The following is a 16,695-nucleotide window of genomic DNA, read 5'->3' as shown; positions in this document are numbered from 1 at the left end:
TCATTTGCTGAGCTAAAGGGGTTGTTTCCTGTTTAATTCTGAGAAAAAAATATGATTGATCTTCATGGATTCGGTCATCAGCTGTTACAAGGCGCATTGGTTACCGTAGAGCTTGCTCTTGCCTCTTTAGTTGTTGGTCTTGTGCTCGGTTTATTGGGCGCCGCCGCTAAATTATCGTCAATAAAACCTCTGCAATGGATTGCGAATATCTATACCACCTTGATTCGGGGGCTTCCTGAATTATTGACAGTGCTGATTATCTATTTTGGGGCGACCACCGTCTTAATGTCGATTGCGAGTCTGTTTGGGTATGATGAATATATTGAAATTGGTGCTTTTGCTGCGGGTGTGACGGCGTTGGGGCTAACTTTTGGTGCGTACGCAACAGAAGTATTTCGAGGTGCTTTGCAATCTATTCCTAAGGGGCAGCATGAATCGGCTGTGGCGTTAGGAATGGGCACATTTCACAAGTTCTATCGAATTATTTTGCCACAGGTTTGGCGCATCGCCTTGCCCGGTTTAGGCAACTTGTTTTTGGTACTGCTGAAAGATACCGCATTAGTCTCTGTGGTAGGTTTAGAAGATATTATGCGTAAAGCAAACATTGCTGTAAGTAGCACAAAAGAAGCTTTCTTGTTTTACCTTGTGGCAGCGATTATGTATTTGGCACTAACCGTTGTCTCCATGGGTGTGGTGTCGTATTTAGAAAAGCGCGCTCGCCGTGGCTTAACAAGAGGGTAAACGATGGATTTCTCAGTAGTTGTAGAATACTTCCCTCGTTTATTAGAAGGGACTTGGGTTAGCCTGCAGTTGGTTGTTTTATCAATTGTATTGGGGGGCATCATTGCTTTGCCTATCGCTCTGGCGCGTATTTCGCCAGTGCTTTGGATTCGATCGTTTCCCTTTGCTTACATCTTCTTCTTTCGCGGTACGCCTTTGCTAGTGCAAATATTTTTGGTGTACTACGGTGCGTCACAATTTGAGGTCGTTCGTGAGAGTTTTCTCTGGCCGATTCTGCGTGAGCCATTTTGGTGTGCCATCATTGCGTTTACCTTGAATACATCTGCTTATACAGCTGAAATATTCCGAGGCGCGATTCAGGCGATTCCGCCAGGTGAAGTGGAAGCCTGTAAAGTCGTGGGCATGTCTAAAGCGCAAATGTACCGCCGTGTTTTATTGCCTCGTGCATTCGGCATCGTGTTGCCAGCTTACGGAAATGAAATCATTTTGATGCTCAAAGGCAGTGCCTTAGCCAGTACCATTACGATTTTGGATCTTACTGGTATGGCGCGAACCATCATTGCGAGAACGTACACGCCAATCGAAATCTTTTTGGCGGCAGGGGCGATTTATTTGGTGATTAGTATGGTGATTATTGCCATCTTCCGTCAGGTTGAAAAACGTCAAAACCGTTATTTGGGGTCCGTTTCAATTAAGGTGCCAGATAAAGGCTAATGCCAGGGTTACGCTTTATTATTTAGCTGCTAAAGGGCTGATAGTAGGGTAAAAAAAAGAGGCTTCGGCCTCTTTTTTTGTGTCTTTTAAGCGTGTTTTTATGGGCTATGCTAAACGCTAAGAAGCTTTAGATGGCATCTGCGCCAGTTTCGCCAGTACGAATACGGATGATTTGCTCTAGTTCGGTAACAAAGATTTTACCATCACCAATTTTACCTGAATTGGCGCTGTGTTGAATGGCTTCAATTGCGCGTTCCATTTGATCAAGATCAACAGCCAGTTCGAGTTTCACTTTTGGAAGGAAGTCGACAACATACTCCGCACCTCGGTATAGCTCGGTATGACCACGCTGGCGGCCAAATCCTTTTACTTCCGTGACGGTAATACCACTAATACCTATTTCAGACAGCGCTTCGCGAACTTCATCTAGCTTAAAAGGTTTAATAATGGCGGTGATTAACTTCATTCTCTTTCTCCATACAAATAAATATGCATTGTTTCCGTAAAAATAACACTCTCTTGTGAAACTCGCTACTGAGGAATAGGTTATGGTCTATATTTGTTATTCTGAAGATGGATTTTTCGAGGTGTGGTATGCAAGACAATGAGTATTTTCTCGTCTTTGAAGCCAAAATAGACCGTTTTATGAAGGGATTAAAGCAGAGTCTTTGGCAAGCGGCGGGGTTACATTTTAGAAAAATATCAACGCCGCAAAATGTGATTAGCTTCTCAGCCTGGGATCGCGACATTGCGCTCCAGCTAAGGTTTGTGGTGGTGGGACTGGGTAGTAATAGGGCTTTAGGGCGTTTGTCTTGGCTCGATCAACAAGGTCATGATCATGTCTGTTGCTACGTGAACGACGACTTTCAGTGCGTCTCTCGTAAGAAAAATGGCCTTTGGCGAGAGCAGAAAAAGCCCGTAGGGGAGGCTTGTCTTAGGCGTTTACAAGAAATAAAAACCGCTTAATAAATACAAGGTTACGCAATAAAAAAGGCACCCGCGAGGTTAATCAACGCGGGTGCCTTTTTAGAAGACGATCAAGGTAGTGGTTTAGTCGAGATCGTTGAGTGAGTCTAGGTCTGAAAAGCTCTGTTCATGGTATTTAGCACCAAGCTCATGGACCGCATCGATCAGGTACTTAGGTTGCTCAGGGTCCACAAATTGATGAATACCGTGACCTAGGTTGAAGACATGACCTGTGCCATGGCCAAAGCCTTCGAGTACATTTTCTACTTCGCGTTCAATCACCGCTTTGTCTGCGTACAAAACGCATGGGTCAACGTTGCCTTGCAGTGCGACTTTATCACCAACGCGAGCGCGCGCTTCTGCCATGTCTGTTGTCCAATCTAGACCGAGAGCGTCAGGACCCGTGGCCGCCATGTTTTCCAACCATTGACCACCATTTTTAGTGAACATGATCACCGGCACTTTTCGCCCTTCGTGGGTGCGGATCAAACCATCCATGATCTGCTTCATGTACATCAATGAAAACTGCTGGTACATAGGGCCACTTAATACGCCACCCCAAGTATCAAAGATCTGTACGGCTTGGGCACCGGCTTTGATTTGACCATTAAGGTAGTCAATAACCGATTTGGCAAGCTTGTCTAGTAAGGCATGAAGCACGTCTGGTGTTTTGTACATCATGCCCTTGATATGACGGAAATCTTTACTAGAACCGCCTTCAACCATATAAGTCGCCAGAGTCCATGGGCTGCCGGAGAAGCCAATCAGAGGCACTCGACCGTTTAGCGCATGGCGAATCGTAGTCACGGCTTTCATTACGTAATCGAGATCGTTGGCCGTGGCGATTGGCAGGGCATCGACATCGGCTTTGGAGCGAACCGTATGTTTGAACTTCGGCCCTTCGCCCGTTTCAAAGTACAGGCCCAATCCCATTGCGTCAGGGATGGTCAAAATATCTGAAAAGAGAATGGCGGCATCAAGATCGTAGCGTTCAAGAGGCTGCAGGGTAACTTCACAGGCGAAGGCGTCGTTTTTGCAGAGACTCAAAAAGTCGCCAGCAGTGGCACGGCTTGCGCGGTACTCAGGTAAGTAGCGACCCGCTTGACGCATCATCCATACAGGTGTTGTATCAACAGGTTGCTTGAGTAGAGCACGCAAGAAGCGATCATTTTTGAGCTCAGGAAACATTCAGACTCTCCGATTAGTTCTTTGTTGGAAAACATTTTACCTAACTTGATCGGTAAAAGCAGATCCAATAAATACAATTTATGACAACTTACCTAAAAAACGGCAAGGACATTGATTTATCTCATTCTTTTTGATGGCATTCGATAATATTACGGATGGCGAACAAGCGCCGTCAGCAACCTAGCTAGTCGCCTACATAACGTCGTAAACTTTTTATTTGAACTCGTTGGACGGCGTTTTCAATGTCGCCAGAAGCGTGCAGATCTTTGAGGACTTTGGGAAAGGCCGCTTTGGTCTGAGGCACTGTCATTCCTGGAGTAAGGTGCTTTGAATACAGTGCTTTGAGCAAAATATAATCCAATGGACTTAAGTAAGTATCGACGCTGACATCATTGAACACAGAAGGGAAAACATCGTTAGAGTCATTAGGCAAGCCCAGTGTTTGGGTGATTTCTTCTACCACACAATCGAGCAAACGGGCTTTTTCTCTGGCGTAATCCACAGGGATGATGATCACAGCTCGCGTGATTTCGGAGCGTTTATTGAGGCGAAAGTTGCCTAAACAGACCGCTTCATTGATCGCTTTACGGATTTTATCTGGATTACCAATATAGCGTCTGACTTTGTCTTCTAGGGTCTTATAGGCGGTGAAGATAATAAAGATGCCAGCCTCTTTGGGGTTTGTCGTGAAGTCGATAGGTTGGCCGGTGATATAGGCGAGATGTTTGATTTGTACGTCGAGGAGGTCGTGCTGCAAGGTGGCATCGCCCATGTCGCTTTTAAAATACACCTTGATGGGCTTTTCCCAGCGAATCAACTTGGGGTGTTTGGATTCTTTGTACTCACGTTCCAGCGCGATTTTGATGAAACTTTGCTGTATGTAGGCGTCTGTCTGCCAGCGTTCTAGGGCGCTGGCCTGACCGCTAAAGAGAGCTAAGGCAAGTATAAAACTAGCTAGGATCGCTTGGCAGCGGCTGAGTAAGCTTGTTGGCATAATGGCGTAAGGCATCCAAAGAGTCTGGCGTAAAAAGCAAATTATCTGTGTTCTCTAGTATGTAATTTATACTCATTTCATGAATCGATGCCACTTCTTTTGCCTGCAAGCTCAATGCGCCGTCTCGCTGTTCATCATAATGGCAGGTGTAAATTTTCCCCCAGATTCTAAACCCTTCGCCTTCGGTGCAAAAAACCCCTTGTGAGGTCAATGTTAGATCCACCCCCAGTTCTTCTTGTAGCTCACGGTGGGCTGACTCCAAATAGGATTCGCCACTGTCGACAACACCGCCAGTCGACACACCGTAATAACCTGGGCAAAAGGCCTTGTTGTCTGTGCGTTTTTGCACGATCAAGTTGCCATTGTTATTAAAGACTAGGATGTAGGTTACGCGGTGGTAATCTTCACCAAAGTTCATCAAGCGACGAGGAATTTCACCAATGACGGTGTTGTGTTTATCCACTAGGGTGATGATTTCTTCGGTGGGCATAAAAGTCTCGAAAGTTAACAAGCTAAGAAGCTGGAATGAAATATGGCACAAAGGGTATCGGCATTTATCGTGAAAGAAAAGGCTTGTTGCCTCCTGGGTTATCCAAAAGGCGACCAGAACTTTTCTATCTGCTCCCTTACAAAGTCGAGTAAGGTATATCGCGGCGAAAAAAAGGTATGATAATGAGGCCCGTACTGGGGCTGTTTGGCGCGCCACACACACTCATAACATAGCCGCTGTCATTTAATAAATCGCTGTAATGGAAACTATGATGATCCCAGATAATGATTTTCTTGCCCTGACGCTCAATCACCCAGAATCGCTTGCGCCTTTTCAGGTGGCGTTTGCCAGTGGGGTGGGCTTTGTCGAAGAAACCGGGGTGTTAAGGTTGGAACCAAAGTGCCCAACTGACATCAATCTCGTACTCTCAGTGGGGATTCATGGGAATGAAACTGGGCCCATTGAATTGGTCAATCAGTTATTGAAGGCCATTTTGGAGGATCGTTTAGCCTTAAACGTTCGTCTGTTAGTGATCATTGGCAACCCGATAGCGGCTAATCGAGCAGAGCGCTTTTGCGATGTAAATCTAAATCGACTGTTTAGCGGTGCATGGTGTCATTATGAGGGCATTGAAGTGCCACGGGCGCAATGCTTAGAGCAAGCGGTGACAACGTTTTACGCCGCCAGCAAAGAAGGCAGTCAGCGTTTTCATTATGATTTGCATACTGCAATTCGCGGCTCTGAATACGAAAAATTTGTAGTTCACCCATTTATTGGCGATGCGCCTTATGATCAACAACAGCTGGGCTTTTTAGCGGCGTCTGGCATCGACGCTGTTTTGTTGTCACATCAGCCAACCACAACCTTTTCTTATTACTCTTCAGCCGAACATGGCGCCCATGGATTTACGGTAGAACTCGGTAAAGTCTACCCTTTTGGTGAGAATGACTTGTCTCGATTTGAGGCGATTAACCAGACTCTAATGTCGCTGATTAGCACAGCCAAATTTCCTGTTTTAGACCACCAACAAATAGATGACAGCTTAAAGCTCTTTGCGGTGCAGGATGCGTTAGTAAAAGATCACGATGATTATCAACTAACCATCTCCGACGACGTGAAAAACTTTACCGGGTTTGAGAAAGGGTATGAATTAGCGCGCTCTTCACAGAGTCAATATCTGGTGAAAGCCAGTGGCGACGCCATTATCTTTCCAAACGCGAATGTGCCGATAGGGCAGCGCGCAGGGTTAGTAGTTCGCCCAATTTCGTTGAGCGCTTTAACGCTTAAGTAACCCACCTAGGACGCAATTTTCGACAAGCTTGCTAAATGCGGGCTTGAAAGTTGCGCGGTAATTTTATATTGTTACGTTATAACATTTATTAAGAGAGTGGTTTAACGATAATGAATAAGTTGTTAGTTGCCTTGGGTGCGTCCGTATTGTCACCGGTTCTGTTTGCTAAGCCGGTTATTGTCACCAGTATTAAGCCTGTTTCTATGGTGGTGGCTGCCATCGCTGGCGATCACGCTAAGATTGAACAAATTGTCTCTAGCACCGCTTCTCCTCACGATTTTGCTCTGCGCCCGTCTGATCTTCGCAAAATAGATCAAGCCGATACCGTTGTTTGGGTGGGGGAGGCGCTAGAGCGTTTTTTAGAAAAGCCACTCGAAAATGCGGGTAAAGAAGATTCGTCGATTGAATGGTTAGCGCTTAAAGGCATGACCCTACAAGAGTTTTCAAAAGATCATGCCGATCACGACGACCATGCGGATCACGATGACCACGACGAACATCATGAAGACCACGCGGATCATGACGACCATCATAACGAGCATGCAGATCATGATGAAGATCACGAGGAACATGAAGGTCATGAAGGTCATCACCACGATGGTGTGAACCCTCATGTGTGGTTATCCCCAGACAACGCGAAAGTATTGGCGGTTGCGGTAGCGCAACGTTTGGTCTTGTTAGACCCTGAGAACGCCAGTGTTTATCAGCATAATCTAGCCGATTTTGAAAAAGGCCTAGCGCTTAAAGACGCCGAACTGAAAGCGTCTTTATCGACCGTTAAAGACGTGCCTTATATTGTTTTTCACGATGGCTATGGCTACTTTGAACAGCATTACGGTTTGGATCATGTTGGCGAAGTGACGGTGAGTCCTGAGCGCAAACCTGGTGCGAAGAAAATCGCCGAAATCCGTGAAATGATTAATCACAATAAAGTGCAGTGTGTGTTTAGTGAGCCACAGTTTAGCCCTGCGATCGTCAAAACCTTGTTGGACGGCAGCAAGGTGAATTCGGTTCCTTTAGACCCACTAGGGACCGATATCACAATTAATCGTGGTGCCTACCTTGCCTTCTTATCTGAAGTAAGTGGTCAATTTATGAGCTGCCTACGCTAAATTGCTAGCGTACAGCGGTTGAGTCACTGCAGAGTGAGCGGGAAAGTTCGCTCTGCAGTAGGCGACCTGCTTTGACCTCTGTATAATCATTTCACTTAATTATTCAGAGATGTCTTATGAGCGATCCGTCTTCTACTAGTCCATCTTCTATCCCTACTTCTTCAAATGCTCAGGATATTCGTTCTGAGGTGCTGATAGAAAGTGCCCGTAATACCTTATCGACACAAGCCAAAGCCTTAGCAAGTCTTGCCAATCAAGTGACGGAGGAGTTCGCTAAAGCGGTCCGCATGATACTCGCGAGCGAAGGCCGTACCATTATTTGTGGTATGGGCAAATCTGGTCTGATTGGTAAAAAGATCGCCGCGACTTTGGCCTCAACGGGAACGCCAAGTTTTTTCCTTCACCCAGGCGAAGCCTTTCATGGCGACCTGGGTATGATCCAAGCTCAAGATACGCTTATTTTAATCAGCTATTCTGGTGAAACCGAAGAGTTGATGCGTTTACTGCCGTCGCTCAAAAATTTTGGGAACCCCAGCATTGCCATCGTCGGCAACATGAACTCTTCGCTCGCCAAACATTGTGATTGTGTGTTGGATATCTCGGTGGATCGTGAAGTTTGCCCTAATAATCTGGCGCCTACCACATCGACCACTATGACCACTGCCATGGGGGACGCGCTGGCCGTGGCTTTAATGGAGTGCCGACATTTTCAACCGCAAGACTTTGCTCGTTTCCACCCTGGCGGTAGCTTAGGCCGCAAATTGCTGACCCGTGTTAAAGACTTAATGCACAGCAAAAATCTGCCTGTTTGTGCCCCAGAAGCGTCGTTAAAAGAGGCCATCACAGTGATGACTCACGGACGCATGGGGGTGGTCTTGATTCAAGACAAGGGGCATCTGTTGGGGATTTTTACCGATGGTGATTTACGTCGTGCCATGCTGAAAGACAGCGTGGGTATGATCGACAAAAAAATGTCGGAATTAATGACACCAAACCCAAAAACCATCAATGAAAATGTCATGATAGTGGAAGCAGAAGAGCAGATGCTACGCGACAAGATCACCTTATTAGTGGTCACAGATAATGAAAATGCATTGACGGGCGTGTTAGAAATTTACGATCGATAAGCAGATGACTTACTTAGCGCTTCTTAGAAAAAAGATGGAGCGCACAATCAACCTATTAACTGGAGTGACGCATGTCTCACGGTAGCAAAATCATCAAAATTGGCGACAACATTGAAGTCGCGAACCACCTTCCTTTTGTTCTTTTCAGTGGCGTCAATGTATTGGAGTCTCGTGACTTGGCGATGAAGGTGGCCGAAGAGCACGTTAAAGTGACTCAAGCATTGGGTATTCCGTACGTGTTTAAAGGCTCTTTTGATAAAGCCAACCGCTCGTCTATCAACTCTTTCCGTGGTCCTGGCATGGAAGAAGGGTTAAAAATTCTACAAGAAATCAAAGACACTTTTGGTGTGCCAGTGATCACCGATGTGCATGAAGAATACCAATGTGCGCCGGTTGCAGAAGTGGCGGACGTGATCCAATTGCCGGCTTTCCTTTCTCGTCAGACCGATCTTGTTGTGGCGATGGCACAAACTGGCGCTGTGATTAACATTAAAAAAGCACAGTTTCTTGCGCCGCACGAAATGAAGCATATTTTGACCAAGTGCGAAGAAGCGGGCAACCACAACCTAATGTTGTGTGAGCGCGGCACCATGATGGGCTACAACAATCTGGTTGTGGACATGTTGGGCTTTGGCGAAATGAAAAAATTCGAATACCCAGTCATGTTTGATGTGACGCATTCTTTGCAGCGTCCAGGCGGTCGCTCTGATTCGGCCGATGGTCGTCGTGCACAAGTCACTGAGCTTGCTCGTGCGGGCATGTCGCTTGGTTTGTCTAGCTTGTTCTTGGAAACGCATCCAGACCCAGATAACGCAAAATGCGATGGTCCTTGTGCTTTGCCATTAGGCAAATTAGCGCCTTTCTTGAAGCAAATGAAACAGCTTGATGAGTTGGTGAAAACGTTTGAAACGCTAGACACGAGCGCTTAACCAATGGATGTGGATTTTCTTGCGTCTTATCCCTCGTTAATGGCCGCAGACGCGCTTCAAAACAAGCTGGCGGAACTTAAGCTGGTGGTCTTTGATGTGGATGGTGTATTAACCGATGGCGGTTTGCTGTATTCCGCCGCCGGTGAAGAAGTGAAACGCTTTAACGTCAAAGACGGCGTAGCGATGAAGTTGCTGCCTAAATGGGGAGTAACGGTCGCTGTGATTACCGCCAAAGATTCCGCGCCACTGCGCCGTCGCATGGAGGATCTAGGGGTGAAACACTTTTACCCAGGCTGTCATGATAAAGCCGCGGCCTTTGATGAGCTGGTCGACACATTGCAAATATCCCCTAAGCACTGCGCTTATGTGGGAGACGATGTCATTGATCTGCAAGTGATGCCTAAAGTCGGCGTGTCTTTCTGCCCAAGCGATGCCCATGTTTTGGTGAAACGTCATTGTCATTTCACCTTGAATAAATCGGCAGGACAGGGCGTAGCAAGAGAAGTAGCGGATGTGATTTTAGCAACACGAATGGCATTAGAAGACGCGTACGCATTGGCTCAAAAACCGGAGTTCGAGAAAAAATGAGTGTATCTTTACCTGACTTTCACATCGTGATTCCTGCGCGCTATGCGTCTCAACGCTTTCCGCAAAAATTGATGGCTGATCTAGGTGGCAAGCCTGTTTTGCAGTGGGTGTATGAACTTGCGCTTCACGCAGGGGCAAAATCGGTCACTATCGCCACGGACCATCAGGTGATTGAGAGCGCCGCCAAAGGCTTTGGCGCGCCTGTGGTGATGACGCGTGATGACCATGAAAATGGCACCGAACGATTGGCCGAAGTCGCGTCTATTATGGGCTGGCAACAAGACGAGATTATCGTCAATGTGCAAGGCGATGAGCCGTTTTTACCGGTGGCCTTGATCCATGCGACTGTCAAAGCATTGGCCGATGACGCGGAATCTGAAATGGCCACCATCGCGTGTGGCATTGACGACGCCGATGAACTGTTTAACCCTAACGTGGTGAAAGTTGTCTGCGATGAAAAACAGCGTGCTTTGTATTTTAGCCGTGCTCCAATGCCTTGGGATCGAAATGGCTTTATGGCGCGTGCTGAACACCAGCCGTTGCCTGCTGATTTTCCAGCGTTGCGTCATATCGGCTTGTACGTGTATCGCGCTAGCCTATTAGCCAAGTACGCCAGCTTGCCTATGTCGCCACTAGAGCAATGGGAAAAACTAGAGCAACTGCGCTTCTTGCATCAAGGTATTAAGGTTCAAGTGGCCAAAGCCGATGGTTTGCCGCCACACGGGGTCGATACCGAAGAAGATCTAGAGGCATTGCGCCGTTTATTGCCATAGCGTTTTTTAATGGTGTGTTGTCATCGCTTTTTTTAAAGGCCATTTTGAAGAGAGCGCCGCCGCTTCTTGTGCCTTGCTAAAACCGCTTAATGCCACTGCGCGTTAAGCGGTTTTTTTGTGCCTAAATGGTTGAGTCTTACGCCATTATGACTGTGTCAATACAGTGTCAGTTGATGTTCATATTTTCTTCTATATTATGAATACTCATGATTCGGTTTTGCACATTTTTCCAAAGGAAGGCTTGGTGACAACATGAAGACATCTTTGACTCTGTCTGCGCTGTGTTTATTTAGCGGCTCTGTAATGGCCGCCATGCCGGTCTATCTGCCGGTTGGTTCTAGCTATACGTTAAGCGGCGTAGTGAATCCTCGTGCTTTATCCACGTCGCTGGCGAACCCTGCGGCTCCCTATGTAATGGCAAGTACGTCAGCTGGCAAAAGCTGGCGAGCGGGCTTTTTAGGCCCCATCGGAGTGTCTTACGAAGTGGGGAAAGTGGATGATTTCAGCGATCGAGTGGATGATCTGGCGGATATTTTGGGGAAAACAGATTACGCCTCTTCGGCAGAAGCCAATGCCGCTGTAGACGATGCAAACTCGATTCTGAGTGATTTGTCTGAGAGCGCCTATGTAAAGCTGTCTGGCAGCACTCAAGTGCCTTTTATGCCGATTATTTATAAAACGCGAACACGAGGCGCCTTTATGTTGGACGCCAGTGCGTCTTTTGTCGGTAAAGCCAATATCTTGTCCGATGACATCAGCGTTACAGGGTCGGGCTCAGACTATGAACTGAATTCAAACAGCGCACTTTATGTTGCGTCGGCAACCGATGTGCGGGTGGGATTAGGCTACAGCCAAATGGTGATAAGAACCCCAGTGGGCGAATTGATTGGTGGTGTTAAAGCCAATGTGCATCGGATCTCGTTAGGCCGCTCGTTGGCGGTCTTAAGCGATGAAAGTGACGACGCAGAAGAGGTTTTTATTGATTCCTTAACCGCTGGCAAAAAGGCGTCATCGGGCGTGGGTATTGACCTTGGCGCGATTTGGGTGAGCCATCAGTATCAGCTTGGGGTGACGTTGGCGAATATTAATCAGCCAACCTTTGATTTTGGCGACCTAGGGAATTGTTCTGGGTTATCAGGCTCTTCTCTGACCAGTTGCAATGCGGCCAATGCGTTAGCGAGTGACGGTAAATTGTCCTTGTCTGACACCTATAAAATGGAAGCGCAAGGCACCATTGATGGCGCGATTACTTCTCGTAACCGTCAGTGGATTTTAGCGGCTTCGTACGATGTGAACGGCGTAAAAGACCCAGTCGGTGATGATTACCAATGGGGCGTGGTGTCGCTAGCCTACTTTAGTGATTCAGTCTTGTCGCCAGGGCTTCGAGTGGGGTATCGGGAGAATTTTGCCGGGACCCAGTTAAGTTATGTCACCGCTGGACTGACCTTATTCCGACGTTTAAATGTAGACCTTGCTTATGGCCTACAAAAGATCGAAGGAGACAGTGTGTTGCCACGTAGCATGGCCTTGTCGGTAGGGTATGACATGGCGTTTTAAGGCGTGTTAAACGGCAGAGCATAAGTAAGCCGAGCAATAGAAGTAGCAAAAAGAGCAAACAGTAAAAAGGCCGATACGATGATCTCATATCGGCCTTTTCTGTATTCGTGAGCCTCTTGTGAGGGTCTTAATCAGGTGAGCTGAATGAAGGTTGAAGGCGTCAGTATGTTATCCAATGGCACATCCCAGCTTTCGATCGGCAGTTTAGCCACTTCTTGGCAATCGTGGGCCAGACCAATCAGAATAGGGGGTTGATTGGCTTGCTTGTGCTCGAAAGTACGATCATAAAAACCACCCCCCATGCCTAAGCGGCCACCTTCGATATCAAAGCCGACCAAGGGTAAAAAGACCGCATCCAGCTCAAGGCCATCGATTGTTTCTGAAGCGACAGGCTCTTTAATGCCAAAGCGATTTTCGGCCCATTTTGAGGTAGATGTATAGCGTGCAAATCTGAGCGCTTTGCCATCTAGAACGGGCAAGTAAAGGTCAACGTCATGTTGCCAAAGGTATTCGCATAAAGAATTCGGCGAGATTTCCCCGTCGTTGCTTAGGTAAAGGGCAACGCGAGTGTTTTGAGTTAACGTATTGGATAAAGGACTTGAAACGAACTGAGTCGTAAGTTGCTCAGCAGCAAGTGCTTGTTCTTCATTGGATAGGTGTCGTCTGGTTTGACGAAGTTGACGTCTGAGTATTTCTCTAGAACTGGATGGAGAAGGCATAAAAAGAGTTTCCCAAGTTGCCGTTTCGACTATTGGCCTTGAACCCAGTGGTTCAAGGTGGAGGGATCTGAAGTTTTTTAGGCTTTCCGACGCACGGACATGCACACCAAACTCACAGTCTCCTTCCGGGGTATTACTCATAGGCTCAAGGGCGTTAAGCCGCTTCGAACAACCCAGGAAACAAGCGCAGTATAGAGTAACTCTTCTGAGAAATCACCCTTACTTCCCTGATGTTTTCTGGGTTGTATGAAGAAAATTCGTGTTGCGAGCTTGCATCAACAAAAAACAGGTTAAAGAATAAACGGCTTAGGTTATTGTTTAACCGGCTTTTGTTTGATGTGTTAACGCGGCATCCAGCTGCGAAGTCAGTTCTCGCAATTGTTGCTCGTTCGCTCGTGCGTATTTTTGCCCAGAAAGCATATCGTGAGTAATATTCAACGCAGCCAATACGGCAATTTTTTCAAGACCGATGACTTTTCCACCGGCTTTGATTTCCCGCATTTGATTGTTGAGGTATTCAGCGGCTTCTTTCAAATCCGCCTCATGCCCTTTAGGGCAATTTATCTTAAATGTTTGTCCCAGAATGTTGACTGAAACGGTTGGCTTATCCATATAGACTCCAGTTGATAGCAAGGCCCACAAAAAAATGGTCTGTTTTTCCATCATTAGGTAGCGAATGGCATTTTATGCTGCGGGTAAATTCGTTACAATTCCGGATTAACTTTATCCACACTGTTTATAGCAAATTGACGCCAATATGGAAATCAACCCGATACTTTCTAAGATAAAAGACCTGTCTGAACGTGCTTTAACCCTTCGGGGGTATCTTTGACTACGAGTCAAAGAAAGAGCGCCTAGAAGAAGTCAACCGAGAACTTGAAGATCCTGATGTCTGGAATGACCCAGATTATGCTCAAAAACTAGGTAAAGAACGCTCTGCTCTAGAAGCAGTGGTCGATACTCTAGAGAGTATGGAAAGCGGTTTAGAAGATGCCAAAGAGCTTTTGGACCTTGCCGTAGAAGAAGACGATGAAGAATCCGTGGAAGCGGTGAAGCTGGAATTGGCAGACCTTGAAGATCTGTTGGCCAAGCTTGAGTTTCGTCGTATGTTTTCCAAGGAAATGGACGAAAGCAGCGCTTTCCTTGATATTCAATCTGGCTCTGGTGGTACCGAAGCACAAGATTGGGCCAATATCCTATTGCGCATGTACTTACGCTGGGGTGAAGACAAGGGCTTTAAAGTCGAGTTGATGGAAGTGTCTGCCGGTGATGTGGCAGGTATTAAATCGGCAACGATTCGCTTTGAAGGCGAATACGCGTTTGGTTGGTTGCGCACTGAAACCGGTGTTCACCGTCTAGTGCGTAAGTCACCGTTTGACTCAGGGAACCGCCGACATACTTCCTTTGCGTCTGTGTTTGTGTCTCCAGAAGTGGACGACAATGTGGATATCGAGATCAATCCTGCCGATATTCGCACCGACACCTACCGTTCATCTGGTGCGGGTGGTCAGCACGTAAACACCACAGATTCCGCGGTACGTATTACTCACGTACCAACGGGTATCGTTGTGCAATGTCAAAACCAGCGCTCGCAGCACGCTAACCGTGATTTCGCCATGAAACAACTTCGTGCCAAATTGTACGAGTTTGAAATGCTGAAACGTAACGAAGCCGCGCAAGCAGTGGAAGACAGTAAATCCGATATTGGTTGGGGCAGCCAGATTCGCTCATATGTTCTCGATGCGTCACGTATTAAAGATTTGCGCACCGGTGTGGAATCCTCAAACACGGGCGCCGTGTTGGATGGCAACCTAGATCAATTTATCGTCGCAAGCTTAAAACAAGGCCTGTAAAGCGCCAGAACCCATTTTAAAGAGTAGATAGCAAATCATGGCTAACGAAGCAAACAGCACAGAATCCACAGCACAATCTGAAGACAACCGTTTAGTGGCAGAACGTCGCGGTAAATTGGCGGCGATCCGTGAGCAGCGTAATGCTTTCCCTAATGCGTTCCGTCGCAATGCGTACGCGGCAGACTTGCAAGCAGAATTTGGCGAGATTGAAAAGCCAGCATTAGAAGAAAAGAACCACGTGGTTAGCATCGCCGGTCGTATCGTTCGTAACCGTGGCGCTTTCATGTTGCTACAAGACATGTCTGGTCAGATTCAAGCCTACATCAACCGCAAAGTGTTGAGCCCTGAATTGCTTGCTGAACAAAAAACATGGGATTTGGGCGATATCATTGGTATCTCTGGTCCTGTTCACAAGTCAGGTAAAGGCGACTTGTACATCGACATGCACGAAGCGCAATTGCTAACCAAATCCTTGCGTCCATTGCCAGATAAACACCACGGTTTGTCTGACATGGAAATGCGTTACCGCCAGCGCTACGTTGATTTGATCGTGAATGAAGATTCTCGTGATACTTTCCAAATGCGCTCAAAAATCATTTCTACGATTCGTCGCTTCCTAGAAGATCGTCGTTTTATGGAAGTGGAAACGCCAATGCTGCAAACCATTCCTGGTGGTGCGACGGCGCGTCCTTTCGTGACGCATCACAATGCCATGGACATGAGCATGTACTTGCGTATCGCCCCTGAGCTTTACTTGAAGCGTTTGGTTGTGGGTGGCTTTGAGCGTGTGTTCGAGATCAACCGTAACTTCCGTAACGAAGGAACCTCGACTCGCCATAATCCAGAATTCACCATGATCGAATTCTACCAAGCGTACGCCGACTACAAAGATCTTATGGATCTAACAGAAGACATGTTGCGCACCGTGGCTGAAAAAGTGTTGAACACCACTAAAGTGACCTACCAAGGGTCTGAATACGACTTCGGCGCGCCGTTTGTTCGCATGACCATGCTTGAGTCTATCCTGCACTACAACCCAACGTTGACCGCAGACGACCTAAGCACCTTGGAAAAAGCGACAGCAGTTGCTAAATCACTGAAAATCGATGTGAAACCGATTTGGGGTCTTGGCAAGCTATGGACGGAAATCTTTGAAGAAACCGCTGAACACAAATTGGATCAGCCGACTTTCATCACAGAATACCCTGCGGAAGTATCACCACTTGCACGTCGTAACGACGACAACGACTTCATTACAGACCGTTTTGAATTCTTCGTAGGTGGCCGTGAAATCGCCAACGGCTTCTCGGAGCTTAACGACCCAGAAGACCAAGCTGAACGCTTCAAACGCCAAGTGGCAGAGAAAGACGCGGGTGATGATGAAGCCATGCATTACGATGCAGACTACATCAACGCCCTAGAATACGGCCTACCACCAACCGCTGGTGAAGGTATCGGTATCGACCGTTTGGTGATGTTGTTCACTGATGCGCCGTCTATCCGTGACGTATTGTTGTTCCCTCATATGAAGCCTCAGGACTGATCCTAGGCCGGACAGTGACTGACAATTTGTAATGTGTTTATAAGGCCTCAATTGAGGCCTTATTTTGTTTCCATAATCTAATTTTGATGACAGCTAGGAGTTAAAGGGGT

General features: G+C 47.0%; 18 protein-coding genes and 1 other RNA gene. 12 read left to right on the top strand and 7 right to left on the bottom strand.

The annotated features are described in order from the left end of the window. Positions 1 to 51: 51 nt before the first annotated feature. Together E0D71_RS15550 and E0D71_RS15545 are read left to right on the top strand one after the other, a co-directional pair. Positions 52 to 741 carry an ABC transporter permease gene (locus tag E0D71_RS15550; RefSeq protein ID WP_133004224.1) on the top strand — a complete coding sequence of 230 codons (690 nt, stop codon included), beginning with the start codon at positions 52 to 54 and terminating at the stop codon, positions 739 to 741. A 3-nt stretch (positions 742 to 744) separates the two neighbouring features. Next, on the top strand, positions 745 to 1,455 hold the full coding sequence (locus E0D71_RS15545; RefSeq protein WP_133004223.1) for an ABC transporter permease: 711 nt from the start codon (positions 745 to 747) through the stop codon (positions 1,453 to 1,455). Between the two features lie 127 nt (positions 1,456 to 1,582). Here E0D71_RS15545 and E0D71_RS15540 read toward each other — a convergent pair whose 3' ends face one another. Continuing rightward, on the bottom strand, positions 1,583 to 1,921 hold the full coding sequence (locus E0D71_RS15540) for a P-II family nitrogen regulator (protein ID WP_133004222.1): 339 nt from the start codon (positions 1,919 to 1,921) through the stop codon (positions 1,583 to 1,585). 128 nt (positions 1,922 to 2,049) lie between these two features. On the opposite strand from E0D71_RS15540, the gene E0D71_RS15535 reads away from it, so the two are divergent. After that, on the top strand, positions 2,050 to 2,421 hold the full coding sequence (locus E0D71_RS15535) for a hypothetical protein (RefSeq protein WP_133004221.1): 372 nt from the start codon (positions 2,050 to 2,052) through the stop codon (positions 2,419 to 2,421). Positions 2,422 to 2,505: 84 nt separating this feature from the next. Here the strand turns inward: E0D71_RS15535 and hemE are convergent, their stop codons facing one another. The 3 genes from hemE to E0D71_RS15520 all read right to left on the bottom strand — a co-directional run bounded on the left by hemE (position 2,506) and on the right by E0D71_RS15520 (position 5,093). After that, entirely contained in the window at positions 2,506 to 3,609 is a 1,104-nt protein-coding gene (hemE, locus tag E0D71_RS15530) for a uroporphyrinogen decarboxylase (protein ID WP_133004220.1), read from the bottom strand. Positions 3,610 to 3,793: 184 nt separating this feature from the next. Continuing rightward, positions 3,794 to 4,603: a DUF2927 domain-containing protein gene (locus tag E0D71_RS15525; RefSeq protein WP_133004219.1), complete on the bottom strand. Its 810-nt coding sequence runs from the start codon at positions 4,601 to 4,603 to the stop codon at positions 3,794 to 3,796. Further along, positions 4,560 to 5,093: an NUDIX domain-containing protein gene (locus E0D71_RS15520; protein ID WP_133004218.1), complete on the bottom strand. Its 534-nt coding sequence runs from the start codon at positions 5,091 to 5,093 to the stop codon at positions 4,560 to 4,562. The genes E0D71_RS15525 and E0D71_RS15520 overlap by 44 nt, the downstream gene beginning before the upstream one ends. 268 nt (positions 5,094 to 5,361) lie before the next feature. On the opposite strand from E0D71_RS15520, the gene astE reads away from it, so the two are divergent. From astE to traF, 7 genes are all read left to right on the top strand, one after another. Then, positions 5,362 to 6,384: a succinylglutamate desuccinylase gene (gene astE / locus E0D71_RS15515; protein WP_133004217.1), complete on the top strand. Its 1,023-nt coding sequence runs from the start codon at positions 5,362 to 5,364 to the stop codon at positions 6,382 to 6,384. 110 nt (positions 6,385 to 6,494) lie between these two features. Next, positions 6,495 to 7,496 (top strand): zinc ABC transporter substrate-binding protein ZnuA, encoded by a 1,002-nt coding sequence (gene znuA / locus E0D71_RS15510; protein ID WP_133004216.1) that lies wholly within the window; start codon positions 6,495 to 6,497, stop codon positions 7,494 to 7,496. A gap of 116 nt (positions 7,497 to 7,612) precedes the next feature. Further along, positions 7,613 to 8,623, top strand: a complete 1,011-nt coding sequence (locus E0D71_RS15505; RefSeq protein WP_133004215.1) for a KpsF/GutQ family sugar-phosphate isomerase — start codon at positions 7,613 to 7,615, stop codon at positions 8,621 to 8,623. Positions 8,624 to 8,694: 71 nt separating this feature from the next. Then, on the top strand, positions 8,695 to 9,552 hold the full coding sequence (kdsA, locus tag E0D71_RS15500) for a 3-deoxy-8-phosphooctulonate synthase (protein WP_133004214.1): 858 nt from the start codon (positions 8,695 to 8,697) through the stop codon (positions 9,550 to 9,552). A gap of 3 nt (positions 9,553 to 9,555) precedes the next feature. Continuing rightward, positions 9,556 to 10,140, top strand: a complete 585-nt coding sequence (locus E0D71_RS15495; protein ID WP_133004213.1) for an HAD-IIIA family hydrolase — start codon at positions 9,556 to 9,558, stop codon at positions 10,138 to 10,140. Continuing rightward, the gene (kdsB, locus tag E0D71_RS15490) at positions 10,137 to 10,913 is read left to right on the top strand and encodes a 3-deoxy-manno-octulosonate cytidylyltransferase (RefSeq protein WP_133004212.1); all 777 of its coding nucleotides are present in this window, start codon (positions 10,137 to 10,139) and stop codon (positions 10,911 to 10,913) included. Before E0D71_RS15495 ends, kdsB begins: the two co-directional genes overlap by 4 nt. 252 nt (positions 10,914 to 11,165) lie before the next feature. After that, entirely contained in the window at positions 11,166 to 12,470 is a 1,305-nt protein-coding gene (gene traF / locus E0D71_RS15485) for a conjugal transfer protein TraF (RefSeq protein WP_133004211.1), read from the top strand. Positions 12,471 to 12,601: 131 nt separating this feature from the next. Here traF and E0D71_RS15480 read toward each other — a convergent pair whose 3' ends face one another. The 3 genes from E0D71_RS15480 to E0D71_RS15470 form a co-directional block, all read right to left on the bottom strand. Further along, the gene (locus E0D71_RS15480) at positions 12,602 to 13,189 is read right to left on the bottom strand and encodes a 5-formyltetrahydrofolate cyclo-ligase (protein ID WP_133004210.1); all 588 of its coding nucleotides are present in this window, start codon (positions 13,187 to 13,189) and stop codon (positions 12,602 to 12,604) included. A 5-nt stretch (positions 13,190 to 13,194) separates the two neighbouring features. Further along, a non-coding RNA gene (gene ssrS, locus E0D71_RS15475) (6S RNA) lies at positions 13,195 to 13,372 on the bottom strand. A gap of 135 nt (positions 13,373 to 13,507) precedes the next feature. Next, positions 13,508 to 13,801, bottom strand: coding sequence for a cell division protein ZapA (locus E0D71_RS15470; RefSeq protein WP_133004209.1), 294 nt, complete (start codon positions 13,799 to 13,801; stop codon positions 13,508 to 13,510). A gap of 145 nt (positions 13,802 to 13,946) precedes the next feature. Here E0D71_RS15470 and prfB point away from each other — a divergent pair. Both prfB and lysS read left to right on the top strand, forming a co-directional pair. Then, positions 13,947 to 15,042, top strand: a protein-coding gene (gene prfB / locus E0D71_RS15465; protein ID WP_133004208.1) for a peptide chain release factor 2 whose coding sequence is annotated in 2 segments (ribosomal slippage) — positions 13,947 to 14,018 and positions 14,020 to 15,042 — 1,095 coding nt in all. Because the reading frame shifts where the segments join, the coding sequence is not laid out codon by codon here. A 37-nt stretch (positions 15,043 to 15,079) separates the two neighbouring features. Continuing rightward, on the top strand, positions 15,080 to 16,585 hold the full coding sequence (lysS, locus tag E0D71_RS15460; RefSeq protein ID WP_133004207.1) for a lysine--tRNA ligase: 1,506 nt from the start codon (positions 15,080 to 15,082) through the stop codon (positions 16,583 to 16,585). The last annotated feature ends 110 nt before the right edge of the window (positions 16,586 to 16,695 follow it).

The organism is Marinomonas sp. KMM3893 (assembly GCF_004352855.1).
GTDB classification, from domain to species: domain Bacteria; phylum Pseudomonadota; class Gammaproteobacteria; order Pseudomonadales; family Marinomonadaceae; genus Marinomonas; species Marinomonas arenicola.
The sequence above is the reverse complement of the archived record's forward strand: the minus strand, read 5'-3'. Positions and strand labels throughout refer to the sequence as shown.